At 70.3% G+C, this 21709-nt stretch carries 21 protein-coding genes and 1 tRNA gene; 6 read left to right on the plus strand and 16 right to left on the minus strand.

Going from position 1 to position 21709, the window contains the following annotated elements; all coding sequences use genetic code 11:
- Nucleotides 1-7 precede the first annotated feature (7 nt).
- Both ACFQY2_RS15525 and ACFQY2_RS15530 read right to left on the minus strand, forming a co-directional pair.
- Nucleotides 8-1018, minus strand: a complete 1011-nt coding sequence (locus ACFQY2_RS15525) for a tRNA (adenine-N1)-methyltransferase (RefSeq protein ID WP_378746905.1) — start codon at nucleotides 1016-1018, stop codon at nucleotides 8-10.
- Complete coding sequence (locus ACFQY2_RS15530) at nucleotides 1015-1701, minus strand: HAD family hydrolase (protein ID WP_378746906.1); 687 nt, start codon at nucleotides 1699-1701, stop codon at nucleotides 1015-1017. The genes ACFQY2_RS15525 and ACFQY2_RS15530 overlap by 4 nt, the downstream gene beginning before the upstream one ends.
- Before the next feature lie 80 nt (nucleotides 1702-1781).
- On the opposite strand from ACFQY2_RS15530, the gene ACFQY2_RS15535 reads away from it, so the two are divergent.
- Nucleotides 1782-2624 carry a PAC2 family protein gene (locus tag ACFQY2_RS15535; RefSeq protein WP_378746907.1) on the plus strand — a complete coding sequence of 281 codons (843 nt, stop codon included), beginning with the start codon at nucleotides 1782-1784 and terminating at the stop codon, nucleotides 2622-2624.
- Between the two features lie 37 nt (nucleotides 2625-2661).
- On the opposite strand, the gene ACFQY2_RS15540 is transcribed toward ACFQY2_RS15535, so the two are convergent.
- Nucleotides 2662-3492, minus strand: a complete 831-nt coding sequence (locus tag ACFQY2_RS15540; RefSeq protein WP_378746909.1) for an undecaprenyl-diphosphate phosphatase — start codon at nucleotides 3490-3492, stop codon at nucleotides 2662-2664.
- A gap of 49 nt (nucleotides 3493-3541) precedes the next feature.
- Nucleotides 3542-4837 (minus strand): M20/M25/M40 family metallo-hydrolase, encoded by a 1296-nt coding sequence (locus ACFQY2_RS15545; RefSeq protein ID WP_378746910.1) that lies wholly within the window; start codon nucleotides 4835-4837, stop codon nucleotides 3542-3544.
- A gap of 108 nt (nucleotides 4838-4945) precedes the next feature.
- Here ACFQY2_RS15545 and ACFQY2_RS15550 point away from each other — a divergent pair.
- Nucleotides 4946-5028 (plus strand) — tRNA-Leu (locus ACFQY2_RS15550).
- A gap of 46 nt (nucleotides 5029-5074) precedes the next feature.
- Here the strand turns inward: ACFQY2_RS15550 and ACFQY2_RS15555 are convergent.
- From ACFQY2_RS15555 to ACFQY2_RS15570, 4 genes are all read right to left on the minus strand, one after another.
- Nucleotides 5075-5806 carry a glycosyltransferase gene (locus tag ACFQY2_RS15555; RefSeq protein WP_378746911.1) on the minus strand — a complete coding sequence of 244 codons (732 nt, stop codon included), beginning with the start codon at nucleotides 5804-5806 and terminating at the stop codon, nucleotides 5075-5077.
- A 19-nt stretch (nucleotides 5807-5825) separates the two neighbouring features.
- Nucleotides 5826-6284, minus strand: coding sequence for an SRPBCC family protein (locus ACFQY2_RS15560; protein ID WP_378746913.1), 459 nt, complete (start codon nucleotides 6282-6284; stop codon nucleotides 5826-5828).
- Between the two features lie 90 nt (nucleotides 6285-6374).
- Nucleotides 6375-7460 (minus strand): VIT1/CCC1 family protein, encoded by a 1086-nt coding sequence (locus ACFQY2_RS15565; protein WP_378746914.1) that lies wholly within the window; start codon nucleotides 7458-7460, stop codon nucleotides 6375-6377.
- Nucleotides 7461-7560: 100 nt separating this feature from the next.
- Nucleotides 7561-9303 carry a DEAD/DEAH box helicase gene (locus tag ACFQY2_RS15570; protein ID WP_378746915.1) on the minus strand — a complete coding sequence of 581 codons (1743 nt, stop codon included), beginning with the start codon at nucleotides 9301-9303 and terminating at the stop codon, nucleotides 7561-7563.
- A gap of 114 nt (nucleotides 9304-9417) precedes the next feature.
- Here ACFQY2_RS15570 and ACFQY2_RS15575 point away from each other — a divergent pair, with 114 nt between their 5' ends.
- Nucleotides 9418-10248 (plus strand): SGNH/GDSL hydrolase family protein, encoded by an 831-nt coding sequence (locus tag ACFQY2_RS15575; protein ID WP_378746916.1) that lies wholly within the window; start codon nucleotides 9418-9420, stop codon nucleotides 10246-10248.
- A 9-nt stretch (nucleotides 10249-10257) separates the two neighbouring features.
- Here the strand turns inward: ACFQY2_RS15575 and ACFQY2_RS15580 are convergent, their stop codons facing one another.
- Complete coding sequence (locus tag ACFQY2_RS15580) at nucleotides 10258-11061, minus strand: TrmH family RNA methyltransferase (RefSeq protein ID WP_378746918.1); 804 nt, start codon at nucleotides 11059-11061, stop codon at nucleotides 10258-10260.
- Nucleotides 11062-11152: 91 nt separating this feature from the next.
- On the opposite strand from ACFQY2_RS15580, the gene ACFQY2_RS15585 reads away from it, so the two are divergent.
- Both ACFQY2_RS15585 and ACFQY2_RS15590 read left to right on the plus strand, forming a co-directional pair.
- A complete protein-coding gene (locus ACFQY2_RS15585; protein ID WP_378747055.1) occupies nucleotides 11153-11986 on the plus strand; it encodes a Sir2 family NAD-dependent protein deacetylase in 834 nt (277 codons plus the stop codon).
- Nucleotides 11987-11995: 9 nt separating this feature from the next.
- A complete protein-coding gene (locus ACFQY2_RS15590) occupies nucleotides 11996-12580 on the plus strand; it encodes a histidine phosphatase family protein (protein WP_378746919.1) in 585 nt (194 codons plus the stop codon).
- A 17-nt stretch (nucleotides 12581-12597) separates the two neighbouring features.
- Here the strand turns inward: ACFQY2_RS15590 and ACFQY2_RS15595 are convergent, their stop codons facing one another.
- Genes ACFQY2_RS15595 through ACFQY2_RS15615 form a run of 5 tightly spaced genes read right to left on the minus strand, consistent with a single transcriptional unit; the run spans nucleotide 12598 to nucleotide 18573 of the window.
- Nucleotides 12598-13407 carry an HpcH/HpaI aldolase/citrate lyase family protein gene (locus ACFQY2_RS15595; RefSeq protein ID WP_378746920.1) on the minus strand — a complete coding sequence of 270 codons (810 nt, stop codon included), beginning with the start codon at nucleotides 13405-13407 and terminating at the stop codon, nucleotides 12598-12600.
- Nucleotides 13404-13883: a MaoC family dehydratase gene (locus ACFQY2_RS15600; protein ID WP_378746922.1), complete on the minus strand. Its 480-nt coding sequence runs from the start codon at nucleotides 13881-13883 to the stop codon at nucleotides 13404-13406. Before ACFQY2_RS15600 ends, ACFQY2_RS15595 begins: the two co-directional genes overlap by 4 nt.
- Before the next feature lie 27 nt (nucleotides 13884-13910).
- The gene (locus tag ACFQY2_RS15605) at nucleotides 13911-15089 is read right to left on the minus strand and encodes an acyl-CoA dehydrogenase family protein (RefSeq protein ID WP_378746923.1); all 1179 of its coding nucleotides are present in this window, start codon (nucleotides 15087-15089) and stop codon (nucleotides 13911-13913) included.
- On the minus strand, nucleotides 15086-17014 hold the full coding sequence (locus ACFQY2_RS15610) for an acetyl/propionyl/methylcrotonyl-CoA carboxylase subunit alpha (RefSeq protein WP_378746924.1): 1929 nt from the start codon (nucleotides 17012-17014) through the stop codon (nucleotides 15086-15088). The genes ACFQY2_RS15605 and ACFQY2_RS15610 overlap by 4 nt, the downstream gene beginning before the upstream one ends.
- A gap of 5 nt (nucleotides 17015-17019) precedes the next feature.
- Entirely contained in the window at nucleotides 17020-18573 is a 1554-nt protein-coding gene (locus tag ACFQY2_RS15615) for a carboxyl transferase domain-containing protein (RefSeq protein WP_378746925.1), read from the minus strand.
- A 98-nt stretch (nucleotides 18574-18671) separates the two neighbouring features.
- On the opposite strand from ACFQY2_RS15615, the gene ACFQY2_RS15620 reads away from it, so the two are divergent.
- Nucleotides 18672-19265 carry a TetR/AcrR family transcriptional regulator gene (locus ACFQY2_RS15620; RefSeq protein ID WP_378746926.1) on the plus strand — a complete coding sequence of 198 codons (594 nt, stop codon included), beginning with the start codon at nucleotides 18672-18674 and terminating at the stop codon, nucleotides 19263-19265.
- 30 nt (nucleotides 19266-19295) lie between these two features.
- On the opposite strand, the gene ACFQY2_RS15625 is transcribed toward ACFQY2_RS15620, so the two are convergent.
- Together ACFQY2_RS15625 and ACFQY2_RS15630 are read right to left on the minus strand one after the other, a co-directional pair.
- Nucleotides 19296-20693, minus strand: a complete 1398-nt coding sequence (locus ACFQY2_RS15625) for a dihydrolipoamide acetyltransferase family protein (protein ID WP_378746927.1) — start codon at nucleotides 20691-20693, stop codon at nucleotides 19296-19298.
- On the minus strand, nucleotides 20690-21709 hold the full coding sequence (locus tag ACFQY2_RS15630; protein WP_378746928.1) for an alpha-ketoacid dehydrogenase subunit beta: 1020 nt from the start codon (nucleotides 21707-21709) through the stop codon (nucleotides 20690-20692). Before ACFQY2_RS15630 ends, ACFQY2_RS15625 begins: the two co-directional genes overlap by 4 nt.

Genomic DNA, 21709 nt, shown 5'->3' on the forward strand with positions numbered 1-21709 from the left:
CCCCAGTCTATTCCGAAGCAGTGTCGCCTCCGCGCGACGCGGCGGCGATGCGCGCGCCCGCTGCCGCCTTCTGCGCCTCCCGCGCGCGCTTGCGCAGATTCTTGTCCGTGATCTCGCGGTCGCCGACGGCCCCGGGCGTCCAGAGCTCGACATCCTCGTCGGTGTAGCTGGACTTCGACGCGCGGCGCCGCACCTCGGGAGGAATCGCGCCGGGCGCGAGGCGGCGGGCCGTGAGCAGGAACCCGGTGTGCGCGACCATGCGATGGTCCGGACGGACCGCGAGTCCCTCGACGTGCCAGCCGCGCACCATGGTCTCCGATGCGTCCGGCTCGGTGAACAGTCCCGTCCCGCGGATGCACTCCGCCACCCGGGAGAGCTGGGTGGCGGTCGCGATGTAGCAGATCACCACTCCGCCCGGCGTGAGCGCGTCGGCGACGACGTCCATGCACTCCCAGGGTGCAAGCATGTCCAGCACCACCCGGTCGACGGTTCCGTTCTGGGCCTGCACGGGCAGCTCCGTCGCGAGGTCGCCGACGACCACGTTCCACGAGACCGGCAGTTCGCCGAAGAACGTCTCCACGTTCGCACGGGCGACCTCGGCGAAGTCCTCCCGTCGCTCGAAGGACGTCAGGCTGCCGTCCGCCCCGACGGCGCGCAGGAGAGCGAGCGAGAGCGCTCCCGAGCCGACCCCGGCCTCGACCACGACCGCTCCGGGGAAGATATCGGCCTGCATGAGGATCTGCGCGGAGTCCTTCGGGTAGACGATCGCCGCGCCGCGCGGCATCGACATGGCGAAATCGCGCAGCAGCGGCCGCAGTGCGAGATAGTCGTGCCCGGCGCTGTTCGCGACGACGGAGCCGTCCGGCAGCCCGATGAGGTCGCTGTGCGTGAGCACGCCGTGGTGCGTGTGCAGCTCGCCGTCGGCGCGCAGGGTGATGGTGTGCATCCGGCCCTTCGGCCCGGTGAGCTGCACGCGGTCGCCCTCTCGGAAGGGACCGCTGGGTCGTCTGGCGGTCATCGGGTGGTCTCCTTCGCGAAGCGACCGTGCAGGTCGCGGATGTCGGCGGTGCGGCGTCCGTCGAGCGTCGGCCACAGTTCATGAGCCGGCGCCCCGTCCAGGGGAACGATGTGCGGGACGCCCAGCGTCACGGCTCCGGACGCGCGACCGGCCCTGACACCGGTGAGGGAGTCCTCGATGACGACGGTGTCGGCGATGTCGACGTCCAGCATCTCAGCCGCCTGCAGGTAGGGGTCGGGGAACGGCTTGGGCCGGGCGACCTCATCGCCGCCCACGACGAGGTCGAATGCCGTGAAGTCGATCAGCGAGACCACATCCAGCGCCATCCGCTTCATCGACATGGTGACCAGGGCGGTGCGGATGCCGTCGGCGCGGAGCTGCGCGAGCAGCTCGCGAGCCCCGGGGCGGAACGGCACGCCGTCGGCGCGCAGTCGGGAGGCGACCTCGTCGGTGAGCCGCTGCACGATGGCCTCGGCGTCCATCTTCACGCCGTGACGCTGCAGGATGCCGGCACTGTCGAGCAGGCCGTTGCCCACGAGCTGCAGAGCATCCTGTTGCGTCCAGCGGCCTCCGAAGGACTCCACCAGCCCCGTTTCGGCATCCATCCAATAAGGTTCGGTGTCGACGAGGGTTCCGTCCATGTCCCACAGGACTGCACTGGGCTTGTTACTCACTTCACCCATGCTAGCCCGGGCGCCGTCCGACCTCGCCGTCGGGCGACTACCCTGGAGGAGTCCCCACGGGGCCCAGAGGAAGGAGAGCGGTGGACGTTCTCGGCTCACGGATCATCGTCGCCGCATTCGACGGCTGGAACGACGCCGGCGAGGCTGCCAGCGGCGCCATTGCCGCCCTGCGCGACTCTGTCGAATACGAGAAGGTTCACTCGGTGGATCCGGAACTGTACTTCGACTACCAGTACACGCGTCCGTCGACGCGGCTCGACGCCATGGGACGCCGGGAGCTGAACTGGCCGGAAGCCGCCCTGTGGCGTCCTGCCGTGCCCACCGATGGGCCCGAGTTGTGGCTGCTGACGGGATCCGAGCCCGCTCGTGCGTGGCAGGCCTTCGCGACCGAGTTCATCGACGTCGCCCTTCGCGACGACGTGACGGGCTTCATCACGCTGGGCGCCATGCTCTCCGATGTCCCGCACACCCGGCCGATCTCCATCTTCGCGGCGAGCCAGAACGATCGGGTGCGCAGTGCCCACGGCGTGGACAAGTCGACCTACGAAGGACCCGTCGGCATCCTCAGCGTGTTCGAGCACTATGCGGAGCGCGCCGAGATTCCCACGGCGAGCCTCTGGGCGAGCGTGCCCCATTACGTGGCCTCCGCGGCTCCGTCACCCAAAGCGACCCTCGCTCTGCTGGACCGGCTCGAGGAGCTGACCGGAGTGGGACCCGCTCGCGAGCACCTGCGCACCGAGGCGGCGGCGTGGGAGGCATCCATCGACGCCGCAGCAGCGGATGACGAGGACATGACCGAGTACATCCGTCAGCTGGAGCGCACACGCGATGCGTGGGACTCCCCTGACGCCTCAGGCGACGCCATCGCTCAGGCCTTCGAGCGCTACCTGCGGCGGCGCGGCGACGGACCCGACAAACGCTGAGCCTCTGAGGCCGTCGGTCCCTGAGCGGGTCGAAGGATCAGTTCGGCGGCAGCACGCCCACGGACAGCATCACGATCAGTGCGACGCCCAGCAGCACGCGGTAGATCACGAACGGCAGGAAGCTGCGCTTGGAGATCCAATTCATGAAGAACGCGATCACCCCGAGTGCCACGACGAACGCGATGCCCGTCGCCGCGAAGGTCTCGGCGAGCGTGAAGTACTGCGCTCCGTCGCCCCCGTGCTTGAACAGCTGGTAGAAGCCGCTCCCGAACACGGCGGGGATCGCGAGCAGGAAGGCGTAGCGGGCGGCGGCCGCGCGCTCGTAGCCGAGGAACAGTCCCATCGTGATCGTGCCCCCGGACCGGGAGACCCCGGGCACGAGGGCCAGCGCCTGCGCCACGCCGTACGCGATGCCGTGGGGATACGTCAGCTGGTTCAGCCGACGCTTCTTGGCGCCCACGTAGTCGGCGACGCCGAGCAGCAGGCCGAAGCCGATCAACATGATCGCGACGATCCACAGCGAACGCAGGGTCGTCTCGATCGTGTCCTGGAACACCAACCCCAGCACGACGATCGGGACGCTGCCGAGGATGATCAGCCACCCCATCCGCGCGTCGGGGTCGTTTCGCGCGACTCTGCCGCTCAGCGAGCCGAACCAGCGGCCGATGATGCGCACGATGTCGCGCCAGAAGAACACCACGACCGCGGCCTCGGTGCCGATCTGCGTGATCGCGGTGAACGCCGCCCCGGGGTCCGCACCGGACGGCAGCAGCGCTCCCGCGATCCGCAGGTGTGCGCTGGAGGAGATCGGAAGGAACTCGGTGAGTCCCTGGATCACGCCGAGGAAGAGGGCTTCGAGCAGGTTCATGCGGTGCTTTCATGAGGGGGCGCGTCTGCGCCTCGCGAGCGGATGCCGCTCAGCAGGTGCGCAGCAGGTCGGCCAGCACGCGCTGGCCGAACTCCAGAGATTCTACGGGTACCCGCTCGTCCACTCCGTGGAACATCCCGGTGAAATCGAGGTCCGCGGGCAGGCGCAGCGGCGCGAATCCATAGCCCGTGATGCCGATGGAGGCCAGCGCCTTGTTGTCGGTGCCCGCACCGAGCAGGTACGGGATGACCGGGACGCCGGGATCGTGGCGGCCCAGCGCCGCCACCATCGCCTCCACCAGGTCGCCGGCGAAGGCCGTCTCCATGCCGATGTCGCGCACCACCGTCTGGATCTCGATGTCGTCGCCGACGATCTTCTGCAGCTGGGTGAGCACATCGTCCTCCGTGCCGGGGATCACGCGCACATCGATCAGCGCGGTGGCCGTCTCCGGGATCACGTTGTGCTTGTAGCCTGCTTCGAGCATGGTCGGATTGGTCGTGGTGCGGAACGTGGAGCGCAGGAACGCCTCGGCGGGCCCCGCAGCTGCGGCCAGGGCGTCCGGATCGTCGACCGGGAGGCCGGTGAGGTCACTCAAGCCCTCGAGCAGCGCCTGCGTGGTCGCGGTCAGGCGTATCGGCCACCGGGTGCGGCCGATGGAGACCACCGCTTCGGAGAGCCGGATGAGCGCGTTGTCCTCGTGGTAGCGGCTTCCGTGGCCCGCGCGCCCCTTGGCGACCAGACGCAGCCACATCAGCGCCTTCTCCCCCACCTGCAGGAGATAGGCGCGGTGGTCGTCGACCGTGATCGAGTAGCCGCCGACCTCGCTGATCGCCTCCGTGGCGCCGGTGAACCACTCCGGCCTGTCGCGCACCACCAGCGCCGACCCCTCCACACCGCCGTTCTCCTCGTCGGCGAAGAAGACGAGGATCAGATCGCGCTCCGGCTGCTCGCCGGCACGCAGGATGTCGGCGACGGCCGTGAGGATCATCGCGTCCATGTTCTTCATGTCGACCGCGCCGCGCCCCCACAGCATGCCGTCCCGGACGACGCCCCCGAAGGGGTCGACGCTCCAGTCCTCCGCCACGGCGGGCACGACGTCGAGGTGCCCGTGCACGACCAGTGCGGGGCGCTCGGGATTGCGGCCCGGTACGCGCGCCATCACGTTGGTCCGCCGCGGGATGGGCTCGTAGTACTCCGGTTCGAGGCCGAGGGAGCTCAGGAACGCGCCGACATACTCGGCGGCCTCGCGTTCTCCGTTCGCCGTGCCACCGCCGTAGTTGGACGTGTCGATGCGGATCAGATCCTGAGCGATCCTGGCGACCTCGGGCAGTGAGCTGGCGGACATGTGCCCAGGCTATCGAAGACCGAGGCGCGCCCGGGCCGCGGCCCGGTTCGGTGCCGCCTGCCAAACCTGGTAATGTTTCTCTTCGGTCGGCAACGGCCTTCTCCACCTGCGCGGGTGGCGGAATGGTAGACGCGCTGCGTTGAGGTCGCAGTGCCCGCAAGGGCGTGGGGGTTCAAGTCCCCCTCCGCGCACAGACGAAACCGGCCCGGACCCTGAGGATCCGGGCCGGTTTCCGCGTCATGCCACGACACCTGCCGTTCTGTGCCGGAGTCTGTGCGCCCATCTTCTGGACGGGAACTCCCCCGGCCAGTGCATGATCACGGTGCGCATGCCGCGCCGCAGGCGACGAGCGAACGCCCGGCCCTCGCGCATCGGCCGGAACGAGATTCCCATGGGTGCCGACCGCAGCACCCCGATCCTGCCTCCGCGCCCGATGTGGAACGCGAGATCGAGGTCGTCGTGCACTTCCGGGTCATGCCGGTGCACCTGGTCCCGCACCCGCAGCCAGACCTCCTTGCGCAGCGCCATGTTCGACCCGAACAGAGGGAGGTGTCCCAGCGCGGGAGCCGTCGCGAGGACGTACGCACCCAGGTAGACGAGCGCCGCGACGGCACGCACGGCAGGGGGCCCGTCCAGAAAGCGTCCGGGACCCGTGACCGCGTCCAGCTCAGGGCGGCGCTGCAGCAGCGTGACGACGTCGGCGGTCCAGGACGGAGGGGGGACGCAGTCCGCGTCCAGTCGGAGGATGAGGTCGCCGTCGGCGGCGTCGTATCCGGCCGCGCTGGCCGCGGGGATGCCGCGTTCGACGCAGTGCACCACGCGCGCTCCCGCCGCCGTGGCGACGGCAGCGGAGCCGTCGACCGAATCGTTGTCGACGACGATCACCTCGTCGGCCGGAAGCCGCTGCTGCTGCAGTGCCCGCAGGCATCGCAGCAGCAGCCGTGCGTCGTCGCGGACCGGTATGACCACCGAGATCCGCGGCGACGGCTCAGGACTCGACGTCACCCCGCCACGCGCCCGTCGCCGCGCCGCCCCTGCCCTCGATGAACTCCTTGAAGTTGTCGAGGTCCTTCCGGACGGCGTGGGAGGCGATGCCCACCACGGAGCCGATCTTCTCGAGCAGTCCCTCCGGCTCCCAGTCGATCTGCACCGTCACGCGGGTGGAGGCGTCGCCGAGGCGGTGGAAGGTGACGGCGCCGGCGTGCGCGGTCTCTCCCCCGAGGCTGCGCCAGGCGACCCGTTCGTCGGGATGCTGCTCGGTGATCTCGGTGTCGAACTCGCGCTCCACACCGCCGACGTTGACGACCCAGTGGTTCCGGGTGTCATCGAGCTGGGTGATGGAGACGACCTCCTCCAGGAAATGCGGGAAGCTCTCGAACTGCGTCCACTGGTTGTACGCGGCGGTGACGGGGACGTCGACATCCACTGTCTCGATGATCTGCGTCATGCTGAACTCCTTGCTCTTCGAAGTGGGAAGACCCAGTCACTCGCACCCCGCGCGATTTCGCGAGGGGGTTGACGCTTCGACCGCTGCGGGTCAGACCGCGCCGATGCCGAACACCCATCCCAGGCCGTAGGTGATGGCGGCGGCCCCGAAGCCGATGGCGAGCTGGCGCAGGGCGCGGCGCAGTGGCGGTCCACCGGAGAGCACCCCGACCATGGCTCCGGTGACGAGCAGCGCCAGCCCCACCAGCAGCAGCGCGACCAGAATCGCCGTGATTCCGGTCAGACCGAAGATCCAGGGCAGCACCGGCACGATGGCACCGGACGCGAAGAGCAGGAAGCTGGATATCGCCGCGGTCCAGTCGCTGCCGACGATGTCGTGATCGCCGTGCGTGCCCAGCGGCCCGGTCGTGTCTCTGCGCGCACCTGCGCGCGCGGCCGCGACGACGCGCTGCGCGCGCTCCAGCGACTCCTCCTGCGCCATCCCGCGCGCCCGGTAGACGAGGGCGAGCTCGTTGGCATCGATATCGAGGTCACCGGCGGTGGCATCCGCGTTGTTGTTCGCCTCGGTCGCGGCGAGGAGCTCGCGCTGAGAGCGCACGGACACGAACTCGCCCGCTCCCATGGACAGCGCACCGGCGAGCAGCCCGGCGATGCCGCTGAACAGCACGAACCCGGAGCCGACCCCGGTGGCGCCGATGCCGAGCACCAGCGCGAGGTTCGACACGAGTCCGTCGTTCGCGCCGAACACGGCAGCGCGGAAGGAGCCTGACAGTCGACGCCGCCCGCGAGCGGCGAGCCCGCGCACGACCTCGTGATGCACCTTCTCGTCAGCCCGCATCGCCGGCGTCGCGTGCTCCTCGGCGTCATACGGCGACCGCGCCTCGGCGCTCTGCGCGAGGGCGAGCACGAAGATCGAGCCGAACCGGCCCGCCATCCAGCCGAGCATCCGCGACCGCAGACCCGCCTTGGGGAGGCGCTGCGGCTCACCGCCGAGCATGTCCAGCCAGTGCTGCTCGTGACGGCGCTCGGCCTCGGCGAGGGAGAGCAGGATCTCCCTCTCCTCACCGTGCTTGCGCGCGGCCAGGCGCGAATACACCGCGCCCTCCGCGCGCTCCTCGACGAGATAGCGAGCCCACTGCCGGCGCTCTGCGGCGGTGGACGGATCGGGCGCGGTCATGGTGCCTCCGGGCTCGTTGAGGGAACATCCCACCGTATCGAGCACGCCATCTCCACCCCGCACCAGAACGCGGATTGACAGGATTTCGGAGAGCCGAAGGTCACGCGCGAACGCGCTTGCGCAGCACGTCGATGCGCGACTGCAGCTGCGTGACCGTGGCTTGCGCGACGGCCGGGCCGCCGCAGACCCGGCGCAGCTCGGCATGCACCGACCCGTGCGGCTCCCCGCTCTGGCGGGCGTACAGACCGACCAGGCTGTTCAGAAGCTGCCTCTGCTCCCGCAGGGTGCGATGCAGCGGAGCGGGGAGCGTGCTCGTCGCCTCGGGCGGCGTCGACGCCTCGCGGGCTTCCCTGAGCCTGCTCTGACGGGCCTGGCGCTGCATGAGCAGCTCATGCACCGACTCGGGCTCCAGGAGGCCGGGCAGACCGATGAACTCCTCTTCCTCGGGGGTGCCGGGCTCGGCGAGCTGGCCGAAATCCTTGCCCTCGAACACGACCCGGTCGAAGTGCGCCAGCGAGGAGATGGCCTGGTAGCTGAACTCCTGGGTCAGGGCATCCGACGCCTCGTCCTCACGGTTCGCGCTCTCCAGCAGCGAGTCGTCGAGCCCGTCCTCGTCCTTCGCCTTCCTGTCGAGGGCGTGGTCGCGCTGGCGCTCCATCTCCCCCGCGAGCGTCATCAGCACCGGCACGTTGGGCAGGAACACGCTCGCCGCTTCGCCCCGCCGTCGGGCGCGGACGAAGCGCCCGATCGCCTGGGCGAAGAACAGCGGCGTCGAGGAGGACGTCGCATAGACGCCGACGGCGAGCCGCGGCACGTCGACTCCCTCGGAAACCATGCGCACGGCCACCATCCAGCGGCGCGTGCTGGAGCTGAACTGCTCGATCCGCTCGGATGCGGACGCGTCGTCGGACAGGACCACGACCGGCTGTTCTCCGGTGATGCTGTGCAGGATCTTCACGTAGGCGCGCGCGACGGTCTGGTCGGTCGCGAGGACCAGTCCTCCGGCATCCGGGACATGATGACGGATCTCGGTGAGGCGGCGGTCCGCGGCCGACAGCACCGCCGGCATCCACTCCCCCTCCGGATCCAGGGCGGTGCGCCACGCCTGAGAGGTGACGTCCTTGGTGTTGTCCTGCCCGAGGTGTGCCTCGAGCTCGTCCCCCGCGCTCGTGCGCCAGCGCATCTTGCCGGAGTACATGTGGAACAGCACCGGCCTGACCACGCCGTCTGCGAGAGCACGCCCGTAGCCGTAGCTGTAGTCGGTGGAGGACACCCGTGCGCCGGATTCATCGGGCTGGTACTGCACGAAGGGGATCGGCGCCGTGTCGCTGCGGAACGGCGTGCCCGACAGCAGCAGTCGACGACGCGCGGGACCGTACGCCTCCCTGATCGCATCGCCCCAGCTCAGCGCGTCTCCGCCATGGTGCACCTCGTCGAGGATCACGAGGGTCCTCGCCCCCTCGGTGAGGTGGCGGTGCAGGCCGGCCTTCGCCGCGACCTGCGCGTAGGTCACGACGACGCCGTGATAGTGCCGGGCCGGCGCCCAGTGGCTGTTGCGGAACCGCGGATCGAGGCGGATGCTGACCCGCGCGGCCGCGTCCGCCCACTGCGTCTTCAGGTGCTCGGTCGGGGCGACCACGATGACGCGGTCGACCTCGCCCATGCGCATCAGCTCGACCGCCAGCGTCAGGGCGAACGTGGTCTTCCCGGCGCCCGGGGTGGCGGCGACCAGGAAATCGCGCTGGTCGGCCTGGAAATACGTGTCCAGCGCCTCCCGCTGCCACGCCCGAAGCTTGTCGGCGGTACCCCATGGGGCGCGCTGCGGGAAGGACGGAGAGAGCATCGGATCTACGATAATCCAGCCCGGCGACATCCCCTCGCACGCCGCCCGATCCGCCCGGGTAGGCTCTCACCGGCGCTAGCGCCGCGGCCGACTGGACTGGCGAAGGAGAATCCCATGACTGACGACGAATCCCCCCGCGCCCCGTTCGTCGAGAACCAGGGGCCGCACCCCTGGCGGCGGTTCGTCGCGATCGGCGACTCCTTCACCGAGGGCATCGGCGACCCCGATCCCGCGCTCCCCGACGGCCATCGCGGCTGGGCGGACCGCGTCGCAGAGGTGCTCGCGCAGGAGGTCGACGACTTCGCCTACGCGAACCTCGCCGTCCGCGGCAAGCTGATCGCACAGATCGTCGCGGACCAGATCGAACCGGCCATCGCTCTCAAGCCGGACCTGATCTCGATCTCCGCGGGCGGCAACGACATCATCCGTCCCCGCACCGATCCCGATGACATCGCGGCGCAGCTGGAGGATGCCGTCGCACGACTGGCCGCCACCGGTGCGGCCGTCGTGCTCTTCACGGGCATCGACACCGCCTTCACGCCGGTGTTCCGCGCGTTCCGCGGCAAGGTCGCGATCTACAACGAGAACGTGCGGGCGATCGCGGAGCGACACGACTGCATCGTCGCCGACCAGTGGGCGCTGAAGGTCGTGCAGGACCCCCGGTTCTTCGACGACGACCGGCTGCACTACAACGCTCTCGGGCATCACGAAGTCGCGCGGATGGTGCTGCGGGCTCTGAACGTTCCGAACGACCTGCAGGCGATGCAGCCGGACCCGCTGCCGGTGCGCTCGTGGCGCGAGGCCCGCACCGAGGACATCGGCTGGGCGCGCGAGCATCTCGTCCCCTGGGTGCTGCGGCGTCTGCGCCACCAGTCCTCGGGCGACCACATCGCTGCGAAGCGTCCGGAGGCGAGCCCGGTGCGACTTCCCGGAGCGGACGGCTGATCGCGGGGTTCAGGCGCGCGTCATCTCCCAGAGGGCCACGGCCGCGGCAGACGCCACGTTGAGCGAGTCCACGCCGCCCCGCATGGGGATCGTGACGACGGTGTCGGCGGCATCGATCGCCTGGGCGGTCAGGCCGTCGCCCTCGGTGCCCATCACGAGCGCCACCCGCTCGGGACGGGTCGCCGCGTAGGCGTCCAGCCGGACCGCCTGGTCGCTGAGTGCGAGAGCGGCGATCTCGAACCCCAGGGCGTGCAGGACGGGTGCGGCGTCGCTCCAGCTGCCGATCCGGGTCCAGGGCACCTGGAACACCGTGCCCATGCTGACGCGCACGCTGCGGCGGTAGAGCGGGTCGGCGCACCGGGGGGTCACCAGCACGGCGTCGGCCCCGAGCGCTGCCGCCGCCCGGAAGGCCGCACCCACGTTGGTGTGGTCGGTGATGTCCTCCAGCACGAGCGCCAACCGAGCCGTCCGGAGCACATCCGTCAGGTCCGGTTCGACCGGTCGGTGCATGGACGCCAGTGGTCCGCGGTGGATCGCGAATCCCGTCACCCGCTCACTGACCTCCGGCGGCGCGAGATACACGGTCGCCTCGACGCCGGCCAGAGCCTGCTCCACGGCATCCAGCCACTTCTGCTGCGTCAGCACCGACCGTGGTCGGTGCCCGGCCTGCACGGCGCGCGCGATGACCTTGGCCGACTCGGCCATGTACAGGCCGCCCTCGGGCTCGTGCACGCGACGAAGCGCGACGTCGGTGAGCGACCGGTAGTCGTCGAGGCGAGGGTCGGAGGCGTCATCGACGTGCACGATGTTCATGCCGTCCACTCTGACAGGTGCGCGCCCGGCCCTTGCACCCGCGCCGGGTCGTAGACTTCGGATCGTGCAGGCGAGCGAGACGGATCACCCGATGGCCGCGCAGACCGTGCCGCAGGGCGAGATCGATCGCATCGCGGCGTTGCTCCGCGGGCGCCGGGTGGCGGTCCTCACCGGAGCGGGGATCTCCACCGACTCCGGCATCCCGGCCTACCGCGGAATCGGTGCACGCCCTCGCGCGAACCCGATGACCATCCAGACCTACCTGGCGGACGAGGCCGCTCGGCGGCGCTACTGGCTGGGCGGGCACCTGGGCTGGCGCGCCTTCACCTCTCCCGATCCGAACGAAGGTCACGTGGCTGTGGCGCGGATGGAGCGCGCCGGCGCGGTCAGCGGCGTGGTCACCCAGAACGTCGACGGCCTGCACCTGCGCGCCGGGAGCACGCGGGTCGTCGAGATCCACGGCACGATGCACCGCGTGCTCTGCCTGCGCTGCGGCCAGGTGCTGGACAGGCGTGCGGTCGCCGACCAGCTGGAAGAGCTCAACCCCTGGGTGCGCCGGCCCGAGGCCATCCAGCTGAATCCCGACGGCGACGTCACACCCGAGAGCACCGAGGGCTTCGTCATCCCCTCGTGCACGGTGTGCACAGGCATGCTGAAGCCCGAAGTGGTGTTCTTCGGCGAGTTCGTCCCTGCCGCCCGGTTCCGTGCCGCGGAGTCGCTGCTGCACGCCTCCGATGCCCTCCTGGTGGCGGGAACGTCGCTGATGGTCAACTCCGGCATCCGCATCATCGAGCGCGCTCGCCGCCGCGGCATCCCGCTGGTGATCGTGAACCGCGAGCCGACGCGCGCCGACGGCTGGGCCGACGCCGTCGTCACGGGCGGGACGAGCCCCGTGCTCAGCGCTCTCGCGGACAGGCTCGCGTAAGGTCGAAGCGTGACCCTCATCACTCTTGTGCGCCATGGCCAGACCGACTGGAACCTGGAGCGACGCATCCAGGGCAGCACCGACATCCCCCTCAACGACACCGGTCGCGCCGACGCGCTCGCCGCCGCCGAGGTCCTCGCCTCGGAATCGTACGACGCCGTCTACGCCAGCCCGCTGTCGCGTGCGCAGGAGACGGCGCGGATCATCGCCACCCGGCTCGGATTGGATGCGCCCGTGACCACCAAGGGCCTGCGCGAGCGGTCGTTCGGAGAGGGCGAGGGCATCGACGTCGCCGATTACATCGCCCGCTACGGCGGCTGGCACTCCGAGGTTCCGGGGGCTGAGAGCCTCGAGGAGGTGCGAGACCGGGCACTGGACTCCCTCGATCGCATCGTGCGCGCCTCACGCAGGCGATCGACACCGCATCAGGAATCGATCATCGTGGTCACCCATGGCGGCGTCATCCGAGCGCTGCTGCTGCACGCCTCGGGCGGCAGCCTGCCTCGCGAGGGCGATCTGCTCCGGAACGGCTCCGTGCACCGCTTCGTCGCCGAGCACGCCACCCTGCGCCTGCTGGAGCCGATCTCCGTCTGAGCGGGCGGCGCGGCGGCTCAGGCGCCGGCCGAGTCCAAGATCGCCCTGGCGTGCCGCAGCACCGGCTCGTCGACCATCCGGCCGTCGAAGCGGAACACTCCCCGCTCCCCGTCCGCGGCGGCCAGGACCGCCCGCGCCCATTCCACCGTGGCGGCATCGGGGCGATAGGCGTCGCGGATCGTGACCACCTGCTTCGGGTGGATGCAGGCAGTCGCGCGGAAGCCGGATGCCACGGCATCGGCCGCCTCGGCGGCGAGGCCGGACTCGTCGTCGATGTCCAGGTGCACGGCGTCGACGGCCGCCTTGCCGTGCGATGCGGCAGCGATGAGCACGGCCGACCGGGCGTGCCGCGCCACATCCCGGTAACGCCCGTCGGCGAAGCGGCTCGCCGTCCCCCCGAGGGAGGCGACCAGATCCTCGGCGCCCCACATCAGTGCGACCACCCGGGGGTGCGCCGCGATGTCCGCGGCGTGCACCACGCCTGCAGCCGTCTCGCACAGGGCGATCACGGAGAAGGACTCGTCGAAGGCGTCCAGCGCCGCCGGGTCCTCGGTCTTGGCGACCATGACGTTGCGATAGGGCGTGCGCGCGACCGCCGCGAGGTCGGCGGAGAACTCGACGGAAGCGGGGTCGTTCACGCGCACGATGACTCGGCCGGGGTCCAGATTCGACGCGAGGACGTTGTCCCGCGCAGACGCCTTGGCTGCGGGCAGCACGGCATCCTCGAGATCGAGGATCACCGCGTCGGCCTTCGCGAGCGCGCCCGCGAACCGTTCGGGGCGATCGGCCGGGCAGAACAGCAGCGCGGGACCCAGATGGAAGCTCATGATTCCCCTTCCGGCAGGCATCGCATGAGCGCCACACGGGTGGCGGTGGCGACGACGATGCCGTCCTGATTGCGCCCGGTGTGCTCGATCGTGCAGATCCCCTGCCCCGGGCGCGACGAGGACAGTCGCTTGTCGGTGATCACGCTCTCGGTGTACAGCGTGTCGCCGTGGAACACCGGGTGCGGGAACGCGATGTCGCTGAGCCCCAACTGGGCCACCAGGGTGCCCTGGGTGAGCTGGGCCACCGAGGCGCCGACCATGGTCGACAGCGTCCACATCGAGTTCATCAGCCGTTGCCCGAACGGCTGCTGGTCCGCGGAGAACGCGGCATCCAGGTGGAGGGACTGCGTGTTCATGGTCAGCGTGGTGAACAGGACGTTGTCGGCCTCGGTCGCCGTGCGCCCCGGGCGGTGCAGGTAGCGGGCGCCGAGCTCGAACTCCTCGTAATACAGCCCGCGCTGGACGATATCTGTCATGTGCGCACCCTACTTCCTCTCGAGGGCTCAGCCGGCCAGTCCCAGGCCGCGCGCGATCACGAGCAGCTGCACCTCGGTGGTGCCCTCACCGATCTCGAGGATCTTGGAGTCGCGGTAGTGCCTGCCGACGGAGTATTCGTTCATGAAGCCGTTGCCGCCGAAGATCTGCGTCGCATCGCGCGCGTTGTCCATCGCCGCGTCACCGGAGACGAGTTTGGCGATGGCTGCCGCCTCGGCGAAGGGCCGGCCTGCGTCGCGGAGCCGAGCCGCGTGGTGCCAGGCGAGCCGGGCGGTGTGCACCCGGGCCCGCATGCGGGCGAGTGTGAACTGGGCGTTCTGCCGCGTGCTGAGCGCGGCGCCGAAGACGGTGCGCTTCTTCGCGTAGTCGACGGCTGCCTCCAGACATCCCTCAGCCGCACCGGTCGCCAGCGCCGCGATGGCGATCCGGCCCTCGTCGAGGATGCTGAGGAAGTTGCCGAAGCCCAGCCCGCGCTCGCCCAGCAGGTTCTCCTCGGGCACGCGCACCCCCTGAAGCGTGAGCGGGTGGGTGTCGGAGGCATTCCAGCCGACCTTGTCGTAAGCGGGTTCGACGGTGAAGCCGGGAGTGCCGTTGGGCACGATGATGGTGGAGATCTCCTTGCGCTCGCCGTTCGCGCCGGGGCGGGAGCCGGTGACGGCCGTCACCGTGACGAAGCGCGTGATGGCCGTGCCCGAGTTGGTGATGAACTGCTTGGTGCCGTCGATCACCCACTCGCCGTTCTCCAGGCGCGCGCTCGTGCGGGTGGCGCCCGCGTCACTGCCCGCTTCGGGCTCGGTGAGCCCGAAACCCGCCAGCTGCCGTCCGGCGAGCAGCGAAGGCAGGTACTCGGCCTTCTGCTTCTCGGTGCCGAAGCGGTGGATGGGCATCGCGCCGAGACTCACACCCGCCTCGAGGGTGATGGCGATCGACTGGTCGACGCGCGCGAGCGCTTCGATCGCCAGGCCCAGGGCGAGGTAGTCGCCGCCCTGACCGCCGTGCTCCTCGGGGAAGGGCAGGCCGAACAGGCCCAGGTCCCCCATCTGCCGCACGACGTCGAGGTTGAGGGTGTGGGTGCGGTCGGCCTCGTAGGCCTGCGGCGCGACCACCTGCTCGGCGAAGTCGCGGACCATCGCGGCGAGTTCGCGCTGCTCCTCGTTCAGTCCGATGCTGCTGAGGTCGTCGGTCATGCTGTCTCCTGTTCGCTGACATGGGCGACGGGCTGGTCGCGCCGAACCTGATCGCCGAGGGCGACCCGCAGTTCCACGGTGCCGTCGTGCGGGGCGAGCACGGGGTGCTCCATCTTCATCGCCTCGATCGAGACAAGGGGGTCTCCGGCACGCACCACATCGCCGTCGGCGACGTGCACGGCGACGACGGCACCGGGCATCGGGGCCAGGCACTCGGGCTGTCGGGGACCCGAGGCCGTCGTGCGCTCGGCGATGCGGCGCCGCATCCGATCTCGACGGGACAGCGGCCGCAGCCGCAGGGTGATTCCGTCCTCGGCGACCCAGACGGCGCCCTCGGCGTCGACGGCCGCGGCCGCGGCGCGGGAGGGGTCGACGGTGGCGACGGCCTCGAGGATCTCGTCGCCGTCCGTGAGGAAAGCGGGTGATGCCGTGTCGGCCGCGGTGCCGAGGCGCCAGCCGAGTGCGGTCCGCCACAGTTCGCCGACCTGCGCTCCGGAGGGCGCAGGCGATGCGGATGCGGATGCGGCAGCCGAGAGCATCCGCTCGGACGGATGCTGCGCCGGCAACGGCAGCATCGTCTCGATCAGTCCGGTGTCCAGATCCCCGGCGACGACGCGCTCGTGCCCGCACAGCGCGCGCAGGAAGGCGATGTTCGTCTCCACTCCCAGCACGACGGTGCGCTTCAGCGCGGCGTCCAGCCGGCGCAGGGCGGTGTCGCGGTCCGCCGCGAACGCGATCACCTTGGCGATCATGGGGTCGTAGAACCCCGTCACCTCGGAACCGGTCTCGACCGCCGCATCCACACGGACGCCACGCGGTGCGTCGAAGAGCAGCACCTCCCCCGTGGAAGGCAGGAAGCCGCGTTCGGGGGATTCCGCGTACACGCGCGCCTCGATGGCATGACCGCGCACCTCCGGCGGCTCGGGCAGTGCGCGTCCTGCGGCGACGTCGAGCTGCAGGGCGACGAGGTCGAGGCGGGTGACCTCCTCGGTCACCGGATGCTCGACCTGCAGGCGCGTGTTCATCTCGATGAAGAAGAACTCGTCGACCGAGTCCGCCTCCACGAGGAACTCCACGGTGCCGGCGCCGACGTACTCGACACTCCGTGCGGCCGCCACCGCGGCCTCCAGCAGGCGCTGCCGCACGCTGTCGGGGAGGTGCGCGGCGGGGGCCTCCTCGATGACCTTCTGGTGCCGCCGCTGCAGAGTGCACTCGCGCTCCCCCAGCGCGATGACCGTGCCGTGCGTGTCGCCGAAGACCTGGACCTCGATGTGTCGTGGCCGCTGGATGAGCCGTTCGAGCACCATCGAGTCGTCGCCGAAAGCGGCCGTCGCCACGCGGCGGGCGGTCGCCAGAGCCGGCATCAACTCGTCGCCGGAGCGGACGACCTCCATGCCCTTGCCGCCACCGCCGGCGCTGGGCTTGACCAGCAGCGGGTAGCCGATGTCATCGGCGAGTGCGCGGATCCGCGCATCGTCCATCCCCGTCGCATTGAAGCCCGGAACCACCGGCACGCCGTGGGCCGAGACGTGATCGCGGGCTCGCGCCTTGTCGCCCATGATGTCGAGGGCGCGCACATCGGGCCCGATGAACACGATGTCGGCGTCCGCGCACGCGGCGGCGAGGGCGACGCTCTCGGAGAGGAATCCATAGCCGGGGTGGATCGCCTGGGCTCCGCTCCTTCTCGCGGCATCGATGATCGCGTCCACGCGCAGGTAGGACTCGGAGGCGGGGGCGGGGCCGATGCGCACGGCTTCGTCGGCCTCGCGGACGTGCGGCGCGCCGGCATCCGCGTCGCTGTAGACGGCGACGCTGCGGATGCCCCGGTCGCGCAGGGTGCGGATGATGCGGCATGCGATCTCGCCGCGGTTCGCGACGAGAACGGTGTCGAACCCTTCGGCGGGCTCAGGGAGCAGGGAATTCATGGCACTCACATCCGGAAGAGGCCGAAGCGCGGTTCGGGCAGCGGGCTGCGGGAGACGACGTCGAGGGCCAGCCCCAGCAGGTCACGCGTCTGGTCGGGGTCGACGATGCCGTCGTCCCAGAGGCGCGCCGTCGCATAGTACGGCTCGCCCTGGTCCTCGTACTGCGTCCGGATGGGCGCCTCGAACTCGGCGCGCTGCTCCGGGGTCCAGGATTCCCCGCGTGCGACCAGCTGGTCCTCCTTCACCGTGGCGAGGACGGATGCCGCCTGCGCGCCGCCCATGACCGAGATCCGGCTGGCGGGCCAGCTCCACAGGAACCGCGGCGAGTACGCCCGGCCGCACATCGAGTAGTTGCCCGCGCCGAACGAGCCCCCGATGATGACGGTGAGCTTGGGGACGCGGGTCGTCGCGACCGCTGTCACCATCTTGGCGCCGTCCTTCGCGATCCCGCCGGCTTCGGCGTCTTTGCCCACCATGAAGCCGGAGATGTTCTGCAGGAACAGCAGGGGGATGCCCCGCTGGTCGCACAGTTCGATGAAGTGCGCGCCCTTGAGCGCGGACTCGCTGAACAGCACGCCGTTGTTGGCGACGATGCCGACCGGGTGCCCGTGGAGCACCGCGAAGCCCGTGACGAGCGTGGTGCCGTACTCCGGCTTGAACTCGGTGAAGCTGTCGGCGTCGACGAGACGGTCGATCACGACGTGCACGTCGTACGCGGCGTTGACGTCGACGGGCACCACGTCGTACATCGATCCTGTCTCGCCGGCAGGGCGCGAGGCGATGACGTCCCAGGCGGGAGCCGCAGGGCGCGGCAGAGTCGCGACGATGTCGCGGAGGATCTCGAGGGCGTGCTCGTCGTCCTCGGCGAGGTGATCGACCACGCCGGAACGACGGGCGTGAAGCTCTCCGCCGCCGAGCTCCTCCGCAGTGACGATCTCGCCGATGGCGGCCTTCACCAGGGGCGGCCCGCCGAGGAAGATCGTGCCCTGGTCGCGCACGATCACCGTTTCATCGCTCATCGCGGGGACGTACGCGCCTCCGGCCGTGCACGAGCCCATCACAGCGGCGAGCTGCGGGATCCCCTCGGCCGACAGGCGCGCCTGGTTGAAGAAGATGCGCCCGAAGTGATCGCGGTCGGGGAAGACCTCGTCCTGCCTGGGGAGGAAGGCGCCGCCGGAATCGACGAGGTACAGGCAGGGCAGACGATTCTCGAGCGCGATCTCCTGCGCACGCAGATGCTTCTTGACGGTGAGAGGGAAGTACGTGCCGCCCTTCACCGTCGCGTCGTTGCAGACGACCATGACATGGCGGCCGTGCACCAGGCCGATACCGGCGATCACGCCGGCGCCCGGCGCCTCGCCGCCGTACATGCCGGATGCCGCGAGCGGGGCGATCTCGATGAACGGGCTCCCCTCATCGAGCAGGCGCGTCACGCGGTCGCGAGGCAGCATCTTGCCGCGCGCCACGTGGCGCTCGCGCGCGCGCTCCGGTCCGCCGAGGGCCGCCGTGTCGAGGCGCGTGCGCAGCTCGTCGGCCAGTTCCTGCTGGATCGGAGCCATCGTGGGTCCTCCTCGACTCACATTCGGTGCTGAAATTTCGCGTCAGATTGGTTAGTGTTCACTAACCCGACAATTCAGGTTAGCGAGGATTAACCGAAATGACAACGCCCGGAACCGCCCGCGACCGCGCCAAGGCCGAACGCACAGACGCGATCCTCGCCGCAGCCGCCGAGCTGTTCGCGCAACGGGGCTACTCCGGGGTGAGCCTGGAGGAGATCGGCGCTGCCGTCGGCGTGTCAGGACCGGCGGTGTACCGCCACTTCGCGGGAAAGCAGGCGCTGCTGGGCGCGCTGCTCATCGGCGTCAGCGAACGCCTGGTGGCCGGTGGCCTGGATGTCGCCTCCGCGGCGGCCTCAGCGGATCAGCGCATGAACGATCTGGTCGCCTTCCACGTGGACTTCGCCCTCGGCAATGCGGATGTCATCCGGGTGCAGGACCGGGATCTCGCCTACCTCTCCCCCGAGGGTCGTGCCGACGTGCGCCGCCTGCAGCGCGCCTACATCGACCTGTGGATCGACGCCCTCTCCGCCCTCGTCGATGAGGAGCGCGACGCGCTGCGTCTACGGGTCCAGGCATGCTTCGGACTGCTCAACTCCACGCCGCACAGCACGACCGCCGCTCTACGCGCGCGCGTAGACACGGCGGCGCTGCTGGGTGCGATGGCGCTGGCCGCACTGCGCGCCGACGGCTGAGCGGCGACTTCCGCCGTCCAGCCCCGGCGATCAGAAGAGCATGGCCCGTCCGGGCTGCTCGAGCAGGTCGGCGACGTCCTTCAGGAAGCGCGACCCTTCCGCGCCGTCCACGAGACGATGATCGAACGACACGCTGAGCGTCATCATCTGGCGGAGCGCGATCTCGCCCTTGTACTCCCACGGCTGCCGTCGCACCGCGCCGACGGCGAGGATCCCGGACTGTCCCGGCGGGAGGATCGGCGTTCCCGCATCGATTCCGAACACACCGATGTTCGTGATCGAGAAGGTCCCGCCGGCGAGCTCGGAGGGGCTCGTCTTCCCGGAACGCGCGGTCTGGGTCAGCTGCTGCAGGGCATCCGCCATCCCCGTCAGCGAGAGCTGCTCGGCGTCGCGGATGATCGGGACGATCAGCCCGCGCTGCGTCGCGGCCGCGATGCCGAGATCCACGTAGTGGTTCTCGATGATCTCCCCGGCGTCCTCGTCCCACGTCGCGTTCAGCGAGGGGTTGCGGCCGAGCGCCAGGCAGACCGCCTTGGCGACCAGCACGAGGGGGCCGATACGGTGCTCCGACAGCGATCGGTCGGCGCGCAGCTGATCGATGAGCTCCATGGTCGCCGTGACGTCGACCGTGTGGAAGGTCGTCACATGAGGCGCAGTGAAGGCGCTGCGCACCATGGCCTGAGCCGTGTGCTTGCGCACCCCCTTGACGGGGATCCGGGTCTGCGCGCGTTCGCGCGCGGTACCGGACGGCACCGACAGCCGCTGCGCGGGCGGAGCGGCGCTCTGCACGCCTTCCTCACGCGGACCCGCCCCCACGCGCTCGGCGTAGTCGTCCACGTCGGAGCGGGTGATGACGCGATCGCCCACCTCGGCGGCGACCAGTGCGAGGTCGACGCCCAGGCGCTTGGCATGGGCCCGCACCGGAGGCGTCGAGCGGGGGCGCTCGCCGACGACCGGTTCGGCCGCACTCGGCGGCAGGGCATCGTGCGGCGCGGCCTCGCGGACCGCGGCATCCGCGCTTGCGGCGGCCTCCCGCGGGGAGCCGCGACGAGCACGCCGGGCGGGGCGTCCGCTCGACGCGGGCGCAGCCCCGTAGCCGACCAGGTTCGGCTGAGCCCTGCCCTCGCCGGAATCCGGGTCGTCTGCGGCATCCGCCGCCGATGCGGCATCCGGCGGCGCCGGCTCGGCTCCGGCGATGTCGAAGGCGATCAGCGGTGCGCCGACCAGGACCGTGTCCCCCGCGCCGGCATGCAGCGACGCGACCGTCCCCTCGTAGGGCGAGGGAAGCTCGACCACGGCCTTGGCGGTCTCGACTTCCGCGAGCGTCTGATTGAGGCTGACCGCATCGCCGGGCTCGACCATCCACTGGACGACTTCGGCCTCGGTGAGCCCTTCACCGAGGTCGGGAAGACGGAATTCCGCGATCACTGTCGGGCCTCCTCAGCTGCGCTGAGACTGTTCGGACGGTCCATCACGCGGTCCACCGCATCGAGGATGCGGTCCAGGTCCGGGAGATGGAACTTCTCGAGCTTGGCCGGCGGATACGGGATGTCGTGGCCGGTCACCCGGACGGGGGCGGCCTCGAGGTACTCGAAGCAGAACTCGGTGATGCTGGCGATGATCTCCGCGCCGACGCCGGCCTCGCGCGACGCTTCGTGCGCGACCACGACCCGGCCGGTGCGGCGCACAGATGCGGACACCGTCTCGTAGTCGACCGGCGAAAGCGAGCGCAGATCGATGACCTCGAGCGAGATCCCCTCGTCCTCGGCCGCGGCGGCGGCATCGAGCGCCGTGCGCACCATTGCTCCGTAGGTGATGATCGTGGCGTCGGTCCCCGCCCGCACGACGCGTGCGAGGCCCATCGGCGGGGCGTCGGCGAGCGGAGCGTCCATGTCGACGTCGCCCTTGTGGTGGTAGAGGCGCTTGGGCTCGAAGAACAGCACCGGGTCGTCGCTCGCGATGGCCTGCCGCAGGCAGCGATAGGCGTCCTGCGGGTCGGACACGGCGATCACGCGCAGCCCCGCGGTGTGCACGAAGTACGCCTCGGGCGACTCGGAGTGGTGTTCGGCCGCGCCGATGCCGCCGGCCCAGGGCACGCGGATCGTGATCGGCATCTTCACCCGGCCCTGCGTGCGATAGTGCAGCTTGGCGACCTGGGAGACGATCTGATCGAACGCCGGATAGATGAACCCGTCGAACTGGATCTCGATCACGGGCCGGTATCCGCGGAACGCGAGACCGACCGCGGTGCCGACGATGCCCGACTCCGCCAGGGGCGTGTCGATGACCCGCTTGGCGCCGAACTCGTCGAGGAGGCCGTCGGTGATGCGGAACACGCCGCCGAGCGTGCCGATGTCCTCCCCCATCAGCACGACCTTGTCGTCATCGCGCATCGCCTGCCGGAGGCCGGCGTTGAGGGCCTTGCCCAACGTCATCTGCGTCAT

The sequence above is a fragment of the Microbacterium sp. GCM10027623 genome (assembly GCF_042666935.1).
In the GTDB taxonomy this organism is placed as follows: domain Bacteria; phylum Actinomycetota; class Actinomycetes; order Actinomycetales; family Microbacteriaceae; genus Microbacterium.